The organism is Streptomyces sp. ME19-01-6 (genome assembly GCF_033793745.1).
Taxonomy (GTDB): domain Bacteria; phylum Actinomycetota; class Actinomycetes; order Streptomycetales; family Streptomycetaceae; genus Streptomyces.
Genome location: NZ_JARAXF010000006.1, coordinates 191,470 through 208,866 on the forward strand (window position 1 = coordinate 191,470; position 17,397 = coordinate 208,866).

General features: G+C 72.0%; 15 protein-coding genes. 8 read left to right on the top strand and 7 right to left on the bottom strand.

The window, feature by feature from the left end; translation table 11 throughout:
* Positions 1-36: 36 nt before the first annotated feature.
* Complete coding sequence (locus PV419_RS16800; protein WP_319689409.1) at positions 37-549, bottom strand: hypothetical protein; 513 nt, start codon at positions 547-549, stop codon at positions 37-39.
* Between the two features lie 26 nt (positions 550-575).
* Positions 576-2,189: an MFS transporter gene (locus PV419_RS16805; RefSeq protein WP_319689411.1), complete on the bottom strand. Its 1,614-nt coding sequence runs from the start codon at positions 2,187-2,189 to the stop codon at positions 576-578.
* Between the two features lie 379 nt (positions 2,190-2,568).
* On the opposite strand from PV419_RS16805, the gene PV419_RS16810 reads away from it, so the two are divergent.
* Entirely contained in the window at positions 2,569-3,480 is a 912-nt protein-coding gene (locus PV419_RS16810) for a DUF3027 domain-containing protein (protein WP_415925317.1), read from the top strand.
* Between the two features lie 259 nt (positions 3,481-3,739).
* Positions 3,740-7,168 (top strand): sacsin N-terminal ATP-binding-like domain-containing protein, encoded by a 3,429-nt coding sequence (locus PV419_RS16815; protein WP_319689980.1) that lies wholly within the window; start codon positions 3,740-3,742, stop codon positions 7,166-7,168.
* Between the two features lie 64 nt (positions 7,169-7,232).
* Here PV419_RS16815 and PV419_RS16820 read toward each other — a convergent pair whose 3' ends face one another.
* A complete protein-coding gene (locus tag PV419_RS16820) occupies positions 7,233-8,051 on the bottom strand; it encodes an SAM-dependent methyltransferase (protein ID WP_319689415.1) in 819 nt (272 codons plus the stop codon).
* Between the two features lie 175 nt (positions 8,052-8,226).
* On the opposite strand from PV419_RS16820, the gene PV419_RS16825 reads away from it, so the two are divergent.
* Positions 8,227-8,988, top strand: a complete 762-nt coding sequence (locus PV419_RS16825) for an Ig-like domain-containing protein (protein ID WP_319689416.1) — start codon at positions 8,227-8,229, stop codon at positions 8,986-8,988.
* 35 nt (positions 8,989-9,023) lie between these two features.
* Here the strand turns inward: PV419_RS16825 and PV419_RS16830 are convergent, their stop codons facing one another.
* The gene (locus PV419_RS16830) at positions 9,024-9,272 is read right to left on the bottom strand and encodes a DUF2530 domain-containing protein (protein ID WP_319689418.1); all 249 of its coding nucleotides are present in this window, start codon (positions 9,270-9,272) and stop codon (positions 9,024-9,026) included.
* A gap of 236 nt (positions 9,273-9,508) precedes the next feature.
* Between PV419_RS16830 and PV419_RS16835 the strand changes: the two genes are divergently transcribed.
* The 4 genes from PV419_RS16835 (at position 9,509) to thpR (ending at position 13,657) form a co-directional block, all read left to right on the top strand.
* On the top strand, positions 9,509-10,975 hold the full coding sequence (locus PV419_RS16835) for an NCS2 family permease (RefSeq protein ID WP_319689420.1): 1,467 nt from the start codon (positions 9,509-9,511) through the stop codon (positions 10,973-10,975).
* Between the two features lie 215 nt (positions 10,976-11,190).
* Entirely contained in the window at positions 11,191-11,634 is a 444-nt protein-coding gene (locus tag PV419_RS16840) for a MarR family transcriptional regulator (protein ID WP_319689422.1), read from the top strand.
* 33 nt (positions 11,635-11,667) lie between these two features.
* Entirely contained in the window at positions 11,668-13,062 is a 1,395-nt protein-coding gene (locus PV419_RS16845; RefSeq protein WP_319689424.1) for an MFS transporter, read from the top strand.
* Between the two features lie 31 nt (positions 13,063-13,093).
* Positions 13,094-13,657 (top strand): RNA 2',3'-cyclic phosphodiesterase, encoded by a 564-nt coding sequence (gene thpR / locus PV419_RS16850; protein WP_319689426.1) that lies wholly within the window; start codon positions 13,094-13,096, stop codon positions 13,655-13,657.
* Between the two features lie 184 nt (positions 13,658-13,841).
* On the opposite strand, the gene PV419_RS16855 is transcribed toward thpR, so the two are convergent.
* From PV419_RS16855 to PV419_RS16865, 3 genes are all read right to left on the bottom strand, one after another.
* Complete coding sequence (locus PV419_RS16855; RefSeq protein ID WP_319689428.1) at positions 13,842-14,837, bottom strand: aldo/keto reductase; 996 nt, start codon at positions 14,835-14,837, stop codon at positions 13,842-13,844.
* Between the two features lie 56 nt (positions 14,838-14,893).
* A complete protein-coding gene (locus PV419_RS16860) occupies positions 14,894-15,367 on the bottom strand; it encodes a hypothetical protein (RefSeq protein ID WP_319689429.1) in 474 nt (157 codons plus the stop codon).
* Positions 15,368-15,577: 210 nt separating this feature from the next.
* Positions 15,578-16,111 (bottom strand): hypothetical protein, encoded by a 534-nt coding sequence (locus PV419_RS16865; protein WP_319689431.1) that lies wholly within the window; start codon positions 16,109-16,111, stop codon positions 15,578-15,580.
* A gap of 272 nt (positions 16,112-16,383) precedes the next feature.
* On the opposite strand from PV419_RS16865, the gene PV419_RS16870 reads away from it, so the two are divergent.
* Complete coding sequence (locus PV419_RS16870) at positions 16,384-17,391, top strand: hypothetical protein (RefSeq protein ID WP_319689433.1); 1,008 nt, start codon at positions 16,384-16,386, stop codon at positions 17,389-17,391.
* Positions 17,392-17,397 lie beyond the last annotated feature (6 nt).

Genomic DNA, 17,397 nt, shown 5'->3' on the forward strand with positions numbered 1-17,397 from the left:
GCCGGCGGCTGTCCCGGTCAGGTCAGACGGCGGGTGTCAGGCGTCGCGCGTGAGCTTGATCGGCCACGCGCCCTTGATCCCGTTGCCCTCGCCGGTCTCCACCACCACGATCGTCACGGTGTCGAGCGTGGTGGTCTGGCCGGTCTGCGGGTTCGTCTGCTCGAACAGCGTGTCGCTGTCGAGGCTGCGGTAGGTCTTCTTGGACTGGCCGTTTATGAGCCCGTGGGCCTCGCTTATCACGAGCCAGCCGGACTCGGCGATCTTCGGGTCCACACCGACCCGTACCTTCTCACCGGGGCTGACCGACAGCGTCTGCCCGGGCTTCTTGGTGAGGCACGCCGTGACCTTCTTCTCGGACTTGGCGACGACGTCGCCGTCCTTGTAGCAGCCCTTGGCGGCCTCGGTCGTCACGGTCTTCGAACCGACCGTGACTGTCGCCAGCGGGGTCGGCTTGTCGCAGGCGGAGAGGGCGACGAGCCCGAGGGACACGACACAGGCGGCGGTAGCGGCGCGGCGGCCCTTGCCCCTGGTAAACAGCGCAGCGGTCATGCGGGCAGGCTATCGGGCCCCTGTGATCACGCCACGCGGGGGTGCGCCGCTCCATGCCGGGCGGCCGCCAGCAGCCCCCGCACGCTCGCCGCCGCGCCCAGCGCGATCATCGCGCCGGCGGCGGACATGCCGAGCACGCCGCTGAGCGGGAGGACGATGCCCACGGCCCCGCCGACGACCCACCCCAGCTGCAGCGTGGTCTCCGAGCGGGAGAAGGCGGAGGTACGGACCCGCTCGGGCACATCGCGCTGGATCAGCGCGTCCAGCGACTGCTTGGCCAGTGCCAGCGCGATCCCGGCGGTCGCGGCCACGGCGGCGACCATGACCGCGCTGTAGAGGGCGGCCGACGCGACGAGCACCCCCAGGGCCGAGGTCAGCACCACCGCGATGATCCGCTCCGGCCCGCGCTCCCGCAGCCAGGCGCCGATCGCCGTCCCCAGCGCGTTGCCGCCGCCCGCCGCGACCGCGACCACGCCGAGCGAGATCTCGGGGCTCAGTCCGCCCAGCGGGTGCTCGCGGAGCAGGAAGGCGAGGAAGAGGGTCAGGAAGCCGGACAGCGCCTTGAGGGAGGTGCACGCCTGCAGGGCGTGCAGCACGGAGGGGCTGACCTTGCGCAGGCCGACGCGGCGCGGGGCCTTGTCGCCCGCCTTGTCGCCCGCCTTGTCGCCGTCGCCCGTGTCGCTCGCCGGGTCGCGGGAGGCGCGCGCGGACGCGCCTGCGGGCTCGTGGGCGGGCTCGGGCGTGGGTTCTGGCGTCGGCTCGGGCGTCGGCTCGGGCGCGGGTTCTGGCATGGGTTCGGGCGCGGGCTCTGGCGTGGGCTCGGGGGCGGGTTCCCGGGCGGGCTCGGGGGCGGGTTCCCGGGTGGGTTCGCGGTGCGTGGGCTTCGGCAGGTGCAGATGGTGCTCGCCGGAGGTGAGCTGCAGTTTGCCCTCGCCCTTCGCCGAGTCGACCTTGTGCGGCAGCGTGAAGGAGAGGAAGCCGCCCCCGGCGAACACCGCGCACGCCCCGTACAGCGGCCAGGTCGGCCCTATCTGGTGCAGCCCGGCCCCGATGGGGGCCGCCAGGCCGGTCGCCAGCAGCCCGGCGAGCGTGACCCGTGAGTTCGCCTTGACCAGCGAGAAGCGGGGCGGCAGCAGGCGTGGCACGACGGCGGACCGTACGACGCCGTACGACTTGGAGGCCACCAGCACCCCGAGCGCCGCCGGATACAGCTCCAGGCCGCCGCCCACCACCGCGCCCGCCATCGTGAGCGCGAGCACCGCGCGCGTGAGCATGGCGCTCGCCATCGCGGCGCGGCGGCCGTGCGGGAGGCGGTCGAGGAGCGGCCCGACGACGGGCGCGAGGAGGGCGAAGGGGGCCATGGTGATGGCCAGGTAGAGGGCGACGCGACCGCGCGCCTCGGCGGTCGGTACGGAGAAGAAGACGGTGGAGGCGAGGGCGACGGTGATCAGCATGTCGCCCGCGGAGTTCACGGCGTGCAGCTCGATCAGCTTGCCGAGGCCGGATTCGCCGGCGCCGTGGGCGTGGGTGGCCCGGCGGATGCCTCTGCCGGTCGCGGTGAAGGGGAGGTGCAGCGCCCGGCCGATTCGACGGCCGGACCGTCGGATCGGGCCGTCGCCGATGAACCTCGTGACTTCCACCCGACCATGGTGCAGCCAAGACGGCCGGTATGTGAGGCCCCCGACCGCCATCCGGAACTATAAGTTCCTCTTTGGTGGCTTCTTTGGCGGCTCCTGGATGGCTTCTTCCGCGGCTTCCGGGCGGACGGGGGTAGGGCCGAGTGGGCCGGACAGGGTAGCGTGCGTTACGCGCCACCGACGGTCGTTCTTGGCCACGCGCCGAGTCGCCATCCCGCAGAATGGGACGTACAAGGTGCGCCCGAGGCCGGATCGGGCGTGGACGTCGACGCGGCCCCATGGTCCGCTCCGTCCACGGTCCCGCGTCCCGGCCGTGCGGCTGGCGCACTCGTCAAACGGCTGCGACGGCGTGGAAGAGAGAATCGATCCTGTGAGTGCTGCGATGCGAAGCCGTACCCCCGACCGCCTGTGCGCCGAGGCGGTCGAACTCGCGCGTGAGGCGGCCGCGGAAGCCGCCCATCCGGGCACGGTCGGCGAGCATGTGCGCGCGGTCGCCGACGCGGACCGCGTCGTCACCCACCTCTTCGAGTGCCAGGAGCTGGGCTACCGAGGCTGGCGCTGGGCGGTGACCGTCACCCGTGCCTCCCGCGCGAAGGTCGTCACCGTCGACGAGACGGTGCTGCTGCCCGGCCCGGACTCGCTGCTGGCGCCGGAGTGGGTGCCCTGGAGCGAGCGGCTGCGCCCCGGCGACCTGGGCCCGGGCGACCTGCTCCCCAGCGAGGCCGAGGACCTGCGGCTGGAGCCCGGCTACTCGGGCGAGGACACCCCGCCGCCGAACTCCCTCGTCTCGGAGGAGATGCAGCAGCTCGCGGCGGTCGAGGACGCCGACGTGACGGCGGGCACGCCCGCCGCGCAGGAGAAGCCGCCCGCGATCGGGAGCATCGCGGCGGTCGCCGAAGAGCTGGGCATGCGCCGCGCCCGCGTGCTGTCCCGCTACGGGCTGCACGTCGCGGCGGACCGCTGGGACGATTCGTTCGGTGCGAAGACGCCGATGGCACAGGCCGCCCCCGCGGCCTGCGCGAGCTGCGGCTTCCTGATGCCGCTCGCGGGGTCGTTGCGGCAGGCGTTCGGGGTGTGCGCGAATGAGTTCAGCCCGGCGGACGGGCGAGTGGTGTCCCTGTCGTACGGCTGCGGGGCGCACTCCGAGGCCGCCGTCATGCCGAAGCCGCCGCGCCCGGCGCCGCCGGTGATCGACGAGACGATCGTCGAGCCGCTGGCGCTGCGGGGGCCCGCGGAGCGGACCGGGGGGTCGGTGGAGGCGGATACGCCGGCGGAGGAACTCGGCCACTCCTGATCGGCCCGTGCCTGATCGGTCGCTGCCTGGTCTGCCGGTGCCCGGTCTGTTCCCGTTCTCGCGGCGCGCTCACGCGCAGGATGGAAGAGGGCGGCGCGAGATCGGGAGCGAGGTGGCGGTACGTTCGGCGACACAGCAGTGGGGAAGGCGGGCCGCGGGGGAACTCAGTGACGCGGGACGCATTCCCAGGAACTGACACAGACGGACCCCACATGGCCCCAGACCAGGACCCCGGAGGCGACACGTGAGCAGCACGGCGATGGTGCGAGGCGCGACGGAGGACGCGGATCCGTTCGGGACCGCGCGGCTGCGGCGCGGCGTGCTGGACGCCTGGGCCGCTTCGCCCGCGAGGTTCCGGGAGGACGCCAACGCCGAGGAGGACCTGGCGCTGGGCGGCCACCGGGACCGCCTCGTGGTCGAGCTGGCGCAGAACGCCTCGGACGCCGCGGCCCGGGCCGGTGTGCCCGGCCGGCTGCGGCTGACCCTGCACCCGGCGCGGGACGGTGAGCCCGCCGTGCTGGCGGCGGCCAACACCGGGGCGTCGCTGGACGCGGCCGGCGTGGAGTCGCTGTCGACGCTGCGGGCGTCCGCGAAGCGGGACACCGCCGGGTGGGACGAGCCCGGCGCGGCGGTCGGCCGGTTCGGGGTGGGCTTCGCGGCGGTGCTCGCGGTCAGCGACGAGCCCGCGGTCGTGGGCCGCTCGGGCGGGGCGCGCTGGTCGCTGGCGGAGGCGCGCGAGCTGGCGTACGGGGTGGCTGCGGCGAGCCCCGGCCTCGGGGACGAGCTGCGCCGCCGGGACGGGCACGTACCGCTGCTGCGCCTGCCGCTGCCCGCCGAGGGCATCGCGCCGGAGGGGTACGACACCGTGGTCGTGCTGCCGCTGCGCGACGGTGCCGCGCAGGACGTGGTGGAGCGGCTGCTGGCCCGGATCGACGACGCGCTGCTGATCACGCTGCCGGGCCTGGCGGAGGTCGTGGTCGAGACGCCCGAGGGCGTACGGACGCTGCGTCGCCGCAAGCAGGGTCCGTACACGGTCGTGGAGGACAGCGGCTCCGCCGACGCCGACGGGGTCCGCCGGTGGCGGACCGAGACCGCGGGCGGCCCGCTGGACGCCGCGCTGCTCGCCGACCGCCCGGTGGAGGAGCGGCTGCGGCCGGTGTGGTCGGTGACCTGGGCGGTGCCGGTGGACGCGGAGGGCGCGCCGGCGCGGCCGGGCACGGCCCCGGTGGTGCATGCGCCGACGCCGACGGACGAGCCGCTGGGCGTGCCCGCGCTGCTCATCGCCTCCTTCCCGCTGGAGCCGACCCGCCGCCACACCGCCCCCGGGCCGCTGACGGACTTCCTGGTGGAGCGCGCGGCCGAGGCGTACGCGACGCTGCTGCGCGACTGGCACCCGGTGGGGGTGGGGACGATCGGCCTGGTCCCCGGCCCGCTGGGCAAGGGGGAGCTGGACGGCGAGCTGCGGCGGCGGATCCTGGAGCTGCTGCCGCGCGTGCCGTTCCTGCCCAGCGCCGCCGCTCCGGAGGGCGGCGGAGAGGCTGACGCCGGGGCTGTCGGGGCGGAGACGGGCTGGCTGGGCTCGCCGGACGCACTGGGCCCGGACGCCGCGCAGGGCGGGCCGGGGAACCCGGGCGGCGGTGCGCCGGCCGAGCGGCAGTGGGACGACGACATTCTGGTCGGCGGCTCGGACAGGGAGCCGTACGCGCTGCGGCCGCGGGACGCCGAGATCCTGGAGGGCGCGGGCGTCGAGACCGTCCAGGTGCTGGCCGAGCTGTTCCCGACGCTGCTGCCCGCCGGTCTCGAACGGCGGCAGGAGCTGCGGGTGCTGGGCGTGGCGCGGGCGCCGCTCGGCGAGGTGATCGACCGGCTCGCGGGAGTCGAGCGCGCCCCGGCGTGGTGGCGGCGGCTGTACGACTCGCTGGGCGGCACCGACCCGGACCGGCTCAGCGGGCTGCCGGTGCCGCTGGCGGACGGGCGGACAACGATCGGGCCCCGGCAGGTGCTGCTGCCGCTGCCGGGCGAGACGGGCGGCGGGGAAGCGGTCGGCGAGGCGGCCGGGGGCGAGGGGGCGGCCGACGACCGGCACCGCACGCTGGCGCGGCTGGGCCTGAAGGTCGCCCACCCGGACGCCGCCCATCCGCTGCTGGAGAAGCTCGGTGCGACCCCCGCGACCCCGCGGGCCGTGCTGACCACGCCTCAGGTGCGGGCCGCCGTCGCGAACTCGCTGGACGCGGAGGACGAGTACGACCCGTTCGCGGAGGACGAGGGCGCGCCCGCCGCCGCGCTCGACCCCGACACACTCGCCGAGACGGTCCTCGGCCTCGTCCAGCAGGCCCGGCTCGCGCCCGGCGACGAGCCGTGGCTGGGCGCGCTGGCGCTGCCCGACGAGGAGGGAGAGCCGGCCCCCGCCGGGGAGCTGGTCTTCCCCGGGAGCGATTTCGAACGGGTGATGCGGGAGGGCGAGCTGGCCGCGTGCGACGCCGAGCTCGCCGAGCGGTGGGGCGAGGAGACGCTGGCCGCGGTCGGCGTGCTGGCCGGCTTCACGCTGGTGCGGGCCACCGATGTGGTTTTGGACCCGGACGAGCTGGACCCGCGCGAAGGGGACTTCGCCGAGCCCGACGACGTGGGGCTGCTGGACGCGGTCGACGTGTGGTGCGAGGACGCCCTGGACCGGCTGCCCGAGACCCCGGTACCGCCGGTGGCCACCGAGATCGTCGCCGTACGGGACCTGGACCTGGTCGACGACGACGCCTGGCCCCAGGCGCTGGCGATGCTCGCCCGGCCACCGCTGCGCGACGCGCTCACCGCGCCGGTCCGGGTGCTGCTGCCGGACGGCACGACGGAGTCGGTGCGCTCGTACACCGCCTGGTGGCTGCGCGGCCACCCGGTGCTCGACGGGCGCCGGCCGGCCGGACTGCGCGCGGCCGGGGGCGACCCGCTGCTGGCCGGCCTGTACGAGGCGGTGGACGCGGCCGGGTTCGAGGACGAGCAGGTGCTGCGCGCGCTGGGCGTACGCACCTCGGTCGCCGCGCTGCTGGACGAGCCGGGCGGGGCGGCGGAGCTGCTGGCGCGGCTGGCCGACGAGGACCGCCCGGTGACCCCCGCTCAGCTGCACGCCATCTACGGGCTCCTGGCCGACCTGGACCCCGAGCAGGTGACCCTGCCGGACGAGCTGCGCGCCGTGGTCGATGGAGAGCCGTGCGTCGTCGACGCGGGGGACGCGCTGGTCGCGGACGCGCCGGACCTGATGCCGCTGGCCGAGGCGGACGGCCGGGCGCTGCTCCCGGTGGGCCCTGAGCGGTCGGCGGACGCGGCGGAGCTGTTCCAGGTCCGGCGGCTGAGCGAGGCGTACCCGGCCCCGGTCGTCTCCCAGGGCGAGCCGCACGAGGTCCCGACGGCGGTGCGCGAACTGCTGCCGGGCGCCCCGCTGTCGTACGTCGAGCACGAGGAGCTGCTGGTCGAGGGCGGCTCCCCCGGCTACCGCCGGGAGGTGCCCCCTGAGCCGGACGGGCGGGCTGAGCTGGATTGGCGGTACGTGGACGGCACGCTGCACGCCGCGACGCTGGAGGGCGTGGCGGCGGGCCTGGCCTGGGCAGCGGGCCAGTGGGCGCGCCGCTTCGAGGTGGCGGCCCTCCTGGAAGACCTGACCCGCACCGAAGAACTGGCCCGCGCCCGCTGGTTCGACTGACCGGCCTCTACCTCGCCGCCCTCTCCCGAGGCCTCGGGAGAGGGCGGCGAATACCGTTACCCCGTTACCCCTTGCGCCCCACGCCCGCGTAGATCCACAGATCCTCCGCCTCCGCTTCCGCACGCTCCCGCTCGCTCTCCGGCTTCCACCGGTGCGGCATCACCACGCCCGGCTCGACGAGCTCCAGTCCGTCGAAGAAGGCCGTGATCTCCTCGTGGGTGCGCCCCTGCACATGGATGCCGCTCGACCGGTAGAGGTTGGTGACCGCGTCGGAGAGGCCGGGGCGGGGGTCGATCGAGCCGTGGGAGAGGACGAGGTAGCTGCCCGGTGCCAGGGGGGCCAGCAGCCGCTGGACGATCTCGTACGGCTTCTGGTCGTCGCCGATGAAGTGCATGAGCGCGTTGAGGGAGAGCGCGACGGGCTTGCTGAGGTCCAGCGTGGCGTGCAGCTCGTCGGCGGCCAGGACGGACTCGGGATTCGCGACGTCGGCGTGGAGGTAGGCGGTGCGCCCCTGGGGGTGGGAGAGCATCAGCGCCTGCGCGTGGGCCAGGACGATGGGGTCGTTGTCGGCGTAGACGACCCGGGAGGCGGGGGCCGCCTGCTGGGCCACCTGGTGCAGATTGGGCTCGGTGGGGATGCCGGTGCCGATGTCGAGGAACTGCCGGATGCCCGCCTCGGTGGCCAGCCAGCGCGTGGTGCGGTGCATGAAGGACCGGTTGGCGCGGGTCCACGGGATGACGTCGGGCCAGACGGCCACGACCCGTTCGGCGGCCCGGGTATCGACGGAGTAGTGGGTCTTCCCGCCGAGGTAGTAGTCGTACATGCGAGCCGAGTGCGGCTTGCTGGTGTCGATTTGGTCCGCTCGAAAACCATGGCCGGTCATGGAGCCCACATTACTGGTCAGTTGGCGCCAGAGGTGAGCAACTCCTGTACCCAGAAAGAATCGTGGCACCACTGAAACGGTTGTGAACGATCAGTGAAGATCGTACAGTTGTTCCTCTTCGGGCTCCGCTGCCGCATGCCCGCGGCCGGGCCCTCTCAGTCCTGTGGGGGGACAGATGCGTAAGCGCACGATTTTCGCCATGCTCGCGGCCGCCACCGCCCTGGGCGGTCTGGCCGCTCCGGCGGCCCAGGCGGATGGGTACGGCGACACGACGATCACGAACGTGACGGTCGACGGCGGGGGGAAGGTCGCCATCGGGACGACGGGCGCCAAGACCTTCAAGGTCGCGGTGACCGCGTCGGACGACTCGGGCGTCAAGCGCGCCGAGTTCTACCTGGACGGGCCGTCGTACGGCTACCTCCAGCCGGACGCCAAGGTGAAGTGTGTCGCCTCGGCCACGGACGCCACCACCTCGACCTGCACGGGGACCTTCACCGTCGACCCGGCGGTCGACTTCGTCGACAACGCCCCGGCGGGCACCTGGTATGTCAGCGCCTGGATCGACGCCAAGGACGGTGACTACTTCACCTCCGGCAAGGCGGGCTCCTTCGCGATGCAGCGGCTGTCCAAGCTGACGGTCGACGCCTCGCCCGAGCCGGTGAAGAAGGGCAAGACCCTCACCGTGACCGGTGCGCTGACCCGCGCCAACTGGGAGACCAGCGCCTACGCGGGCTACACCAACCAGCCCGCGCAGCTCCAGTTCCGCAAGCGGGACAGCGATACGTACACCACGCTCAAGACGGTGAACACGGGCAGCCGCGGGGCCCTGAAGACGACCGTCACCGCCACGGAGGACGGCTGGTACCGCTGGACCTTCGCGGGCACCTCGACCACCCCGCCGGCCACGGCGGGCGGGGACTTCATCGACGTGCAGTAAGACGTGCAGTAAGACGTGCGGTCAGCGGGACCGGGTCAGGGCTCGGGGGAGCGGCGGATGGCCGCCTCGCGGGCGCGGACGTACCAGATGCCGAGCAGCCCCAGGCCGCCGCCGGCCAGGCAGGTCCACAGCCACCACAGATGGCCGTGGTCGTCGTACCAGCTGTAGAACGGCAGCTGGACCAGGAAGAGGACGAACCACACGATCGTGCCACCGGTGATCGTGGCGACGACATTGCCCTCCAGGGGCGCCGGGGCCTCGTGTTTGGGGGTCCACTTCGTCATGGGCACAGCTTACGGGCCGGGTGCGGGACGGCGAGAGCGCCGTCCCCGCACCCGGCCCGCTGCTTGTCGCCGCTGGTCATGCCCCTGTGGCCGGCCGTCCATGGGCCTCGGCGCACGGGATTGGCGTTTTTACGCTTCATCTATTCATACTGAAACCGTCCGGGTCTGGCTGGATTGTCTTGTCTGATCATCCAAAAAGACCCGTTGGTTATGTTCACGCACCTTTGAGGTACTTCATGTCCCCCTCGGTCACCGCGCCGGCCGACGCCGAGCAGCAGGCTCCGGCGCCCCCCAGGAACGGCCTGGACAGGTTCTTCCGGATCAGCGAGCGGGGGTCCTCCCTCTCCCGGGAGGTCCGTGGCGGTCTGGCGACCTTCTTCGCGATGGCGTACATCATCGTGCTGAACCCGATCATCCTCGTGGCCGGCGCGGACAAGTACCACCATCACCTGGACAACGGCCAGCTCGTCACCGCCACCGCCCTGATGGCCGGCCTCACCACCCTGCTGATGGGGGTCATCGGCAACGTCCCGATCGCGCTCGCCGCCGGACTCGGCATCAACGCCGTGGTCTCGCTGCAGCTCGCGCCCAAGATGAGCTGGCCGGACGCCATGGGCATGGTGGTCCTGGCGGGCCTGGTGCTGATGCTCCTGGTCGCCTCCGGGCTGCGGCAACGCGTGATGGACGCGATCCCGGGCGGGCTGCGCCGCGCCATCGCGATCGGCATCGGGCTGTTCATCGCCCTGATCGGCCTGGTCGACTCGGGCTTCGTCAGCCGTAACCCGGACAAGGCGCACACCACCGTGCCGATGGGCCTGGGCATCGACGGCAGGCTGCAGGGCTGGCCGGTGCTGGTCTTCGTGGCCGGGCTCGCGCTCACCTTCGTCCTGGTCGTCCGCAAGACGCGCGGCGCGATCCTCATCGGCATGGTGACCATGACGGTGGTCGCGGTGGCGATCAACGCCGTGGCCGACATCCCGGACGGCAGCTGGGGGCTGACCGTCCCCAACTTGCCGGACAAGGTGGTCGACACCCCCGACTTCGGCCTGATCGGCCACGTCAGCCTCTTCGGCGGCTTCCACGAGGTCGGCATCCTCACAGGCTGTCTGTTCGTCTTCACCGTGCTGCTGTCCGGCTTCTTCGACGCGATGGGCACGATCATCGGCGTCGGCGAGGAGGCCGGGCTCACCGACGAGCGGGGCCAGCTGCCGGGGATGGGCCGGATCCTGATGGTGGACGGCGTCGCCGTCGCGGGCGGCGGCTTCGGCTCGACCTCGGCCAACACCTGCTTCGTGGAGTCCACGGCGGGCGTCGGCGAGGGCGCCCGCACCGGCTTCGCGAACGTGGTGACCGGCGGGCTCTTCCTGCTCGCGCTGGTCTTCACTCCGCTGGCCAAGATCGTCCCGTCGCAGGCCGCGACCCCCGCGCTGGTCGTGGTGGGCTTCCTGATCATGGCCGCGAACGTCAAGGAGATCGACTGGAGCGACTTCACGGTCGCGGTCCCGGCCTTCCTGGCCATGGTCTCGATGCCGTTCACCTACAGCATCACCAACGGGATCGGCCTCGGCGTGCTGTCGTACCTGCTGCTGCGGATCGCGACCCGGCGGACGCGGGAGGTGCCCTGGCTGCTCAGCGTGGTCGGGCTGTGCTTCCTCGTCTACTTCCTGCTGGACCCGATCCAGCAGGCCCTCGGGTCCGGCTGACGCCGCCACACAGACACCTCGCGCATGAGCGAGCGTCCGGATGACATGGTCCCGGGCGCTCGTTCCGCGTTGTGGGGGACGCTTCCGGGCCGGTGCCCCGTCACATGCGTCTCCCTGCGTCACTTTCTGGAACGGACTCACTCGTATGGGTGAAAATGTTATCGGGTCGTCACACGGGTTTTCATTAGGCGAGGTAATGAGTTATGCTAAAGACCATGCCGGATCTGTCCCATGGTGGCAACGAGGACACAGCCGCTGTGAACGCACTGCGATCCGCCGTGATGCGTCTGTCGCGACGGCTCAAACACCAGCGTGTCGACGAGTCGCTCAGCCCCACCGAGATGTCCGTCCTGGGCACGCTGGCCCAGTGCGGCTCCGCCACCCCGGGTGAGCTCGCCCGCAAGGAGCATGTCCAGCCGCCCTCGATGACCCGCATCGTGGCGCTGCTCGAGGCCAAGGGACTGGTCAGGCTGGAGCCGCATCCGGAGGACCGGCGGCAGAAGGTCGTCTCGCCGACCGAGCGGGCAGAGGCCATGCTCGAAGAGAGCCGGCGCAGGCGGAACGCCTGGCTGGCCGAGCTGGTCCGCGGGCTGACCGAGGAGGAGCGGGCCACGCTTCGCGCCGCCGCGCCGGTCTTGGAGAAGCTCGCGCACATGTGAGAGGGAACGAGCCGCCTAGGAGGCGAACGCGCTTTGAGTACGGGACCCGGAGCAGACTCCGCACCCGCACCTGATTCCGATCCCATGACCGTTCCCACTGGTGACGCCGCAGCCGGGCGTACCAGGGGCGGGACCTTCAGCTCCCTGAAGGTCCGCAACTACCGGCTGTTCGCCACGGGTGCGGTGATATCCAACACCGGCACCTGGATGTCGCGTATCGCCCAGGACTGGCTCGTCCTCAGCCTCACCGGCTCCTCCACCGCGGTCGGCATCACCACCGCGCTGCAGTTTCTCCCGATGCTGCTCTTCGGCCTGTACGGCGGGGTCATCGCCGACCGCTACCCCAAGCGCCGGCTGCTCGTACTCAGCCAGGGCGCGCTCGGGCTGTGCGGGCTCGCGCTCGCCGCGCTCACCCTCAGCGGCCAGGTGCAGGTCTGGCATGTCTATCTGATCGCCTTCCTCCTCGGCATGGTCACCGTCGTCGACAACCCCACGCGGCAGGCGTTCGTCGTCGAGATGGTCGGCCCCAAGGACCTGCGGAACGCGGTCAGCCTGAACTCCGCGAACTTCCAGTCCGCCCGGCTCGTGGGCCCGGCGGTCGCCGGTGTGCTGATCACCGCCGTCGGCAGCGGCTGGGCCTTCCTGCTCAACGGGCTGTCGTTCGCCGCCCCGCTCGTCGGCCTGCTGATGATGCGCCCCGCCGAGCTGCACAAGGTCGAGCGCGCGCCGCGCGGCAAGGGACAGCTGCGCGAGGGGCTGCGCTACGTCGCCGGGCGCCCGGACCTCATCTGGCCCATCGTGCTGGTCGGCTTCATCGGCACCTTCGGCTTCAACTTCCCGATCTGGCTCAGCGCCTTCGCCGACGGCGTCTTCCACGCGGGGCCCGGCACCTACGGCCTGCTCAACTCGCTGATCGCGGTCGGCTCGGTGACCGGCGCGCTGCTGGCCGCCCGGCGCACCGCCACCCGGCAGCGGGTGCTGGTCGGCGCGGCGCTGATGTTCGGCCTGCTGGAGGTCGCGGCGGCGCTGTCCCCCACCTTCTGGCTGTTCGCCGGGCTCATGGTGCCGATCGGCATCTTCTCGCTGACCTTCAACGTGACGGCGAACTCCAGCGTCCAGCTGGCGACCGACCCCGCGATGCGCGGTCGCGTGATGAGCCTGTTCATGATGGTCTTCGTGGGCGGCACCCCGCTCGGTGGTCCCCTGGTGGGCTGGGTGACCGACACCTACGGCGCACGGGTCGGCTTCGCGGCGGGCGGCCTGGTCTCCGCGGCGGCCGCGGTGGCGGTGGGCCTGATCCTCGTACGGGCGGGCGGCCTGCGGATGAAGGTGGACCTGCGGCCGGGGCGCCCGCACCTCACCTTCGTACCGCGAACCCCTGAGAACGCGGAGAAAGCGCAGGAGGACCCGGTGCCCGCGGCGGCCTGACGCGGGCAGTGGCTTGCGCGAGACTGGGCGGGTGAGACTCTTCGCCGCTGTGCTGCCCCCCGAGGCGGCCATCGCCGAGCTCGCCGCCCGGGTGGGGGCGCTGCGCGGGCTCCCGGGCGCGGACGGGCTGCGCTGGACCGAGCGCGCGGGCTGGCACTTCACGCTTGCCTTCTTCGGCCAGGTCGACGAGGAGGTGCTGCCCGCGCTGCGCGAGCGGCTGGCCCGGGCGGCCCACCGCCACCCGCCCCACGAGGTGCGGCTCGCGGGCGGCGGCCGCTTCTCCGACAAGGTGGTGTGGGTCGGCGTCGAGGGCGACCGGGCGACCCTGGGGCACCTGGCCGACTCCGCCGAGGCGGGGGCCCGGCGGGCCGGCCTCCCCATGGACCGGCACCGCCCCTACCACCCTCATCTCACGCTCGCGCGCTGCCGCGGCGGCGCGGACCTGCGGCCGTATGTGGCGGGGCTGGCGGACTTCGAGGGCAGCGCCTGGACGGTGGCCGAGCTCAGTCTGGTGCGCAGCCATCCGCCGACGCCCGGGGTCGCGGGCGCGCAGCCCCGCTACGAGGTGGTGGCCGCCTGGCCGCTGGGGCATTGAGCGGTCCCGTTACCCTCAAGGAGTGGATCCCAAGACCAGGAACCTGATCATGAGCGGTGCGCTCGTGCTGATACTCGTCGTCGTCGCCGTGGCGGCCGCCTTCGGCTGAGGCCGATGTCGGGGCTGGGGCCAAGCCGAGCCGCTGCCGCCACGGCGTGACGTGGCCGTACGCCTACTACGCCTACTACCAGGCGAACGCCTCGGGCGAGGGGCCGGTGCCCGGGAAGATCTCGTCCAGCCCGGTCAGCAGCTCCTCGCTCAAGGTCAGCTCGCCGGCGCGGATCGCGGAGCTCAGCTGCTCGGCGGTGCGCGGGCCGACGATCGGGCCGGTCACCCCGGGCCGGGTCAGCAGCCAGGCCAGGGCCACCTCGCCGGGCTCCAGACCGTGCTTGTCGAGCAGGTCCTCGTACCTCTGGATCTGGTCCCGCACCGCGCTGTCCTTCAGCACGTCGGCGCTGCGCCCGGACGTGCTGCGCGCCCCGCCGCCTTCCCGCTCCTTGCGGATGGCCCCGCCCAGCAGCCCGCCGTGCAGCGGCGACCAGGGGATCACCCCGAGGCCGTACTCCCGCGCGGCCGGGATGACCTCCATCTCGGCGCGCCGCTCGAAGAGGTTGTACAGGCACTGCTCGCTGACCAGCCCCAGCGAGCCACGGCGGCGCGCGGCCTCGTTGGCCTGGGCGATGTGCCAGCCGGCGTGGTTGGAGGAGCCGGCGTAGAGGATCTTGCCCTGCTGCACCAGGACGTCGATGGCCTGCCAGATCTCGTCCCACGGGGTCGAGCGGTCGACGTGGTGGAACTGGTACAGGTCGATGTGGTCGGTGCCCAGCCGCTTCAGGCTGGCGTCGACGGCGCGGCGGATGTTGAGCGCGGAGAGCTTGTCGTCGTTGGGCCAGGGCTCGCCGTCGACGCCCATGTTGCCGTACACCTTCGTCGCCAGCACGGTCTTCTCCCGCCGGCCGCCGCCCAGCGCGAACCAGCTCCCGATGATCTCTTCGGTGCGGCCCTTGTTCTCGCCCCACCCGTAGACGTTGGCGGTGTCGAAGAAGTTGATGCCCGCGTCGAGCGCCGCGTCCATGATCGCGTGGCTGTCGGCCTCGTCGGTCTGCGGGCCGAAGTTCATGGTGCCGAGGACCAACCGGCTGACCTTGAGTCCCGTACGTCCGAGCTGCGTGTACTCCATGAACACCCAGCCAAGCCCTTTGAGTGCGCTCGAATCAAGGGCCCGCCGGGGGTGCGTCAGGGCCAATTCACTTCCCCGTCCGCGACCGACACCGGCGCGAACCTGTCGTCTTCGTAGAAGCGCACATGGCACTGGAAGGCGAGGGGGTCGACGGCCCGTTCGTGCAGCCAGACCAGGAGCTCGTCCACCCGGTCGAGCTCATCGGGGTGGAACTCCTGGCGGGACGTCAGGGCCCAGCCGCCGCGGGTCCCGGGCTCCATGGCCGACAGGAGCACCCCGCCGGCCCGGTCGGCGGGGCCCTTGGCGGCGAGGACGGGGTACGGCTCGTAGAGGGTCAGCCAGTTGCCCTGCTCGTCCTCTTCCGGCTTGCCGTCGTCACCGATCAGCGGCTCGGCGTAGCCGGTCACGAGGGTCAGGGCGGCGGGCTGCTGGGGGGTGAGGCCGAGGTGCCAGCGGAGCTCGGATATCTCGGCGTCCGAGAGGGTGTCGGGGAGGTTCACCGACAGGATCAGGTCATAGATATCGGCCACGCGGCGATCATAGCGCCGGGCGGCCCGAGGGAATTCGCCGGGCACTCCCGGGAAAACGGCGGAGGTCCGGGGAAATTGTCGGGCGGTCCCTGGAAAACGTTCGGGGCGATCCCCGAAAATCCGAATGCCCGCATTCTCGGCCGGGGTGCGGCCGAAAAGCGGGCTCTCGGGTGCGATCGTGGAATTTCGCGGTCGCCGAATTCTTTTGGATCAGTTGCTGCGGGACTTCTTGAAGGCGAGGAAGCTGAAGATCACCGTCAGCAGCGCGCCGATCAGCACCATGTAGAGGCCGGGGCCCGCGCCGATGTCGGCCGCCTTCACTACCGCGTCGGCGGCCTTTTCGGCCTCCTCCGCGGACGCCCCTGAATCGCTCTCCAGCTTCGCGGCGACCAGGCGCGCCGGGTCAGCCATGTTGATCACGGCGAAGACCACGGTGACCAGCGACAGGACCGCACCGCCCAGGAAGAGCTGCGCCTTCTTGGTGACAATGGCGCCGACCAGGGCCAGCGCGGCGACGATGGAGACGATCAGCGTGATGACGCCGTCGCCGTCCATGCCCTTGATGCCGCCCGTGTCGTCTCCGGAGCCGCCCACGACCCAGTTCACGAGGGAGCCGACGAGGGCGAGGGCCGCGCCGACGATCCCGATGATCGCGAACTTCTTGGACTGTGCGGAGTCCGCCGGAGCGCCCCCGGGGGCGGGCGGCGCGGGTTGTGCGTAAGAAGATCCACCGTATTGGCTCATGGGGCAGACCGTAGGCGGGTCGTATTCTTCGACGCAACGCCACGGTCCGCTTTGCCGTCAATGACCGATAAATTTCCGGAAATTAATCTCCGGATCAGATCAACTAATCGGGAGATTGTGAATTCGTGTGAAAGGTCGGTGGCGACCGCTGTCACATTCGTTATCTGCCCGTTCTCGACGAAGTCAATCAGACAGGTGTAGCAGCCCCGAGTCCGCCCCCCTGGCCGACTGCCGCCCCCTCGGACCCGGGCCCGGATGGCAGTCTTGGCCCCATGCGTTCGCTTCCGTCCGTCCTCGGCGCCGCCGCGCTGGCGGTCCTGCCCGCCGCCGCCCCGGCCGCCGCCGACGACCCCACGTCGCCCTCCTCGTTCACGATCGAGGACTCCAGGATCACCGAGTCCAGCGGCCTGGCGGCCAGCCGCGCCCACCCGGGCGTCTACTGGACGCACAACGACAGCGACGACGGCCCGTACGTCTACGCCGTCGACAGCAGGACCGGGCGTACGGTCGCGACCGTCACCATGCGCGGTGTCGGCAGCCCGCGCGATGTGGAGGCCATCTCGGTCGGGCCGGACGGCGACATTTATGTCGGCGATATCGGCGACAACCTGGGCGGTACCTGGTCGCATGTATGGATCTACCGTTTTCCCGAGCCGAAGACGCTGAAGAACACCACGGTCAGGGCGACGCAGTACACCGTGAAATACGAGGACGGTCCGCGCAACGCCGAGGCGATGATGATCGACCCCAAGACCGGCCGAGCCTATATCGCCAGCAAGAGTCAGGAGGACGGCGGGCTGTACGCCGGGCCGAAGACGCTGTCCCCTTCCGGGACGAATATCTTCCGACGGGTCGACGACATCGGCATGGAGGTGACGGACGGGGCGTTCGCCCCGGACGCCAGCAGGCTCGTGCTCCGCGGGTATTTCGAGGTCGCGGAGTTCAGATGGCGCGGCGGCAAGCTCGAAGACCTGAAGGAGGAGCCGGATCTGCCGCTGCAGCGGCAGGGCGAGTCGGTCACCTTCACGACCGACGGCGGCACGCTGATGTACGGCACGGAGGGCCCGGGCAGCAAGGTGACCGCGGTGAAGCTGGGCGGGGAGCTGCTGCCGGACGCGACGGCGAAGGAGCAGAAGAAGAACGGGGGCGGGGACTCCACAGGGGCCGGCGCGGCCTCGGAGAAGGAGAAGGACGGCAATCTCCTCAAGGGCGCGCTGACGTTCGCCGTCGCCGCGGCCCTGTTCTTCGGCCTGCGCTCGCTCTTCCGCCGCCGCGGTTGACGTCCC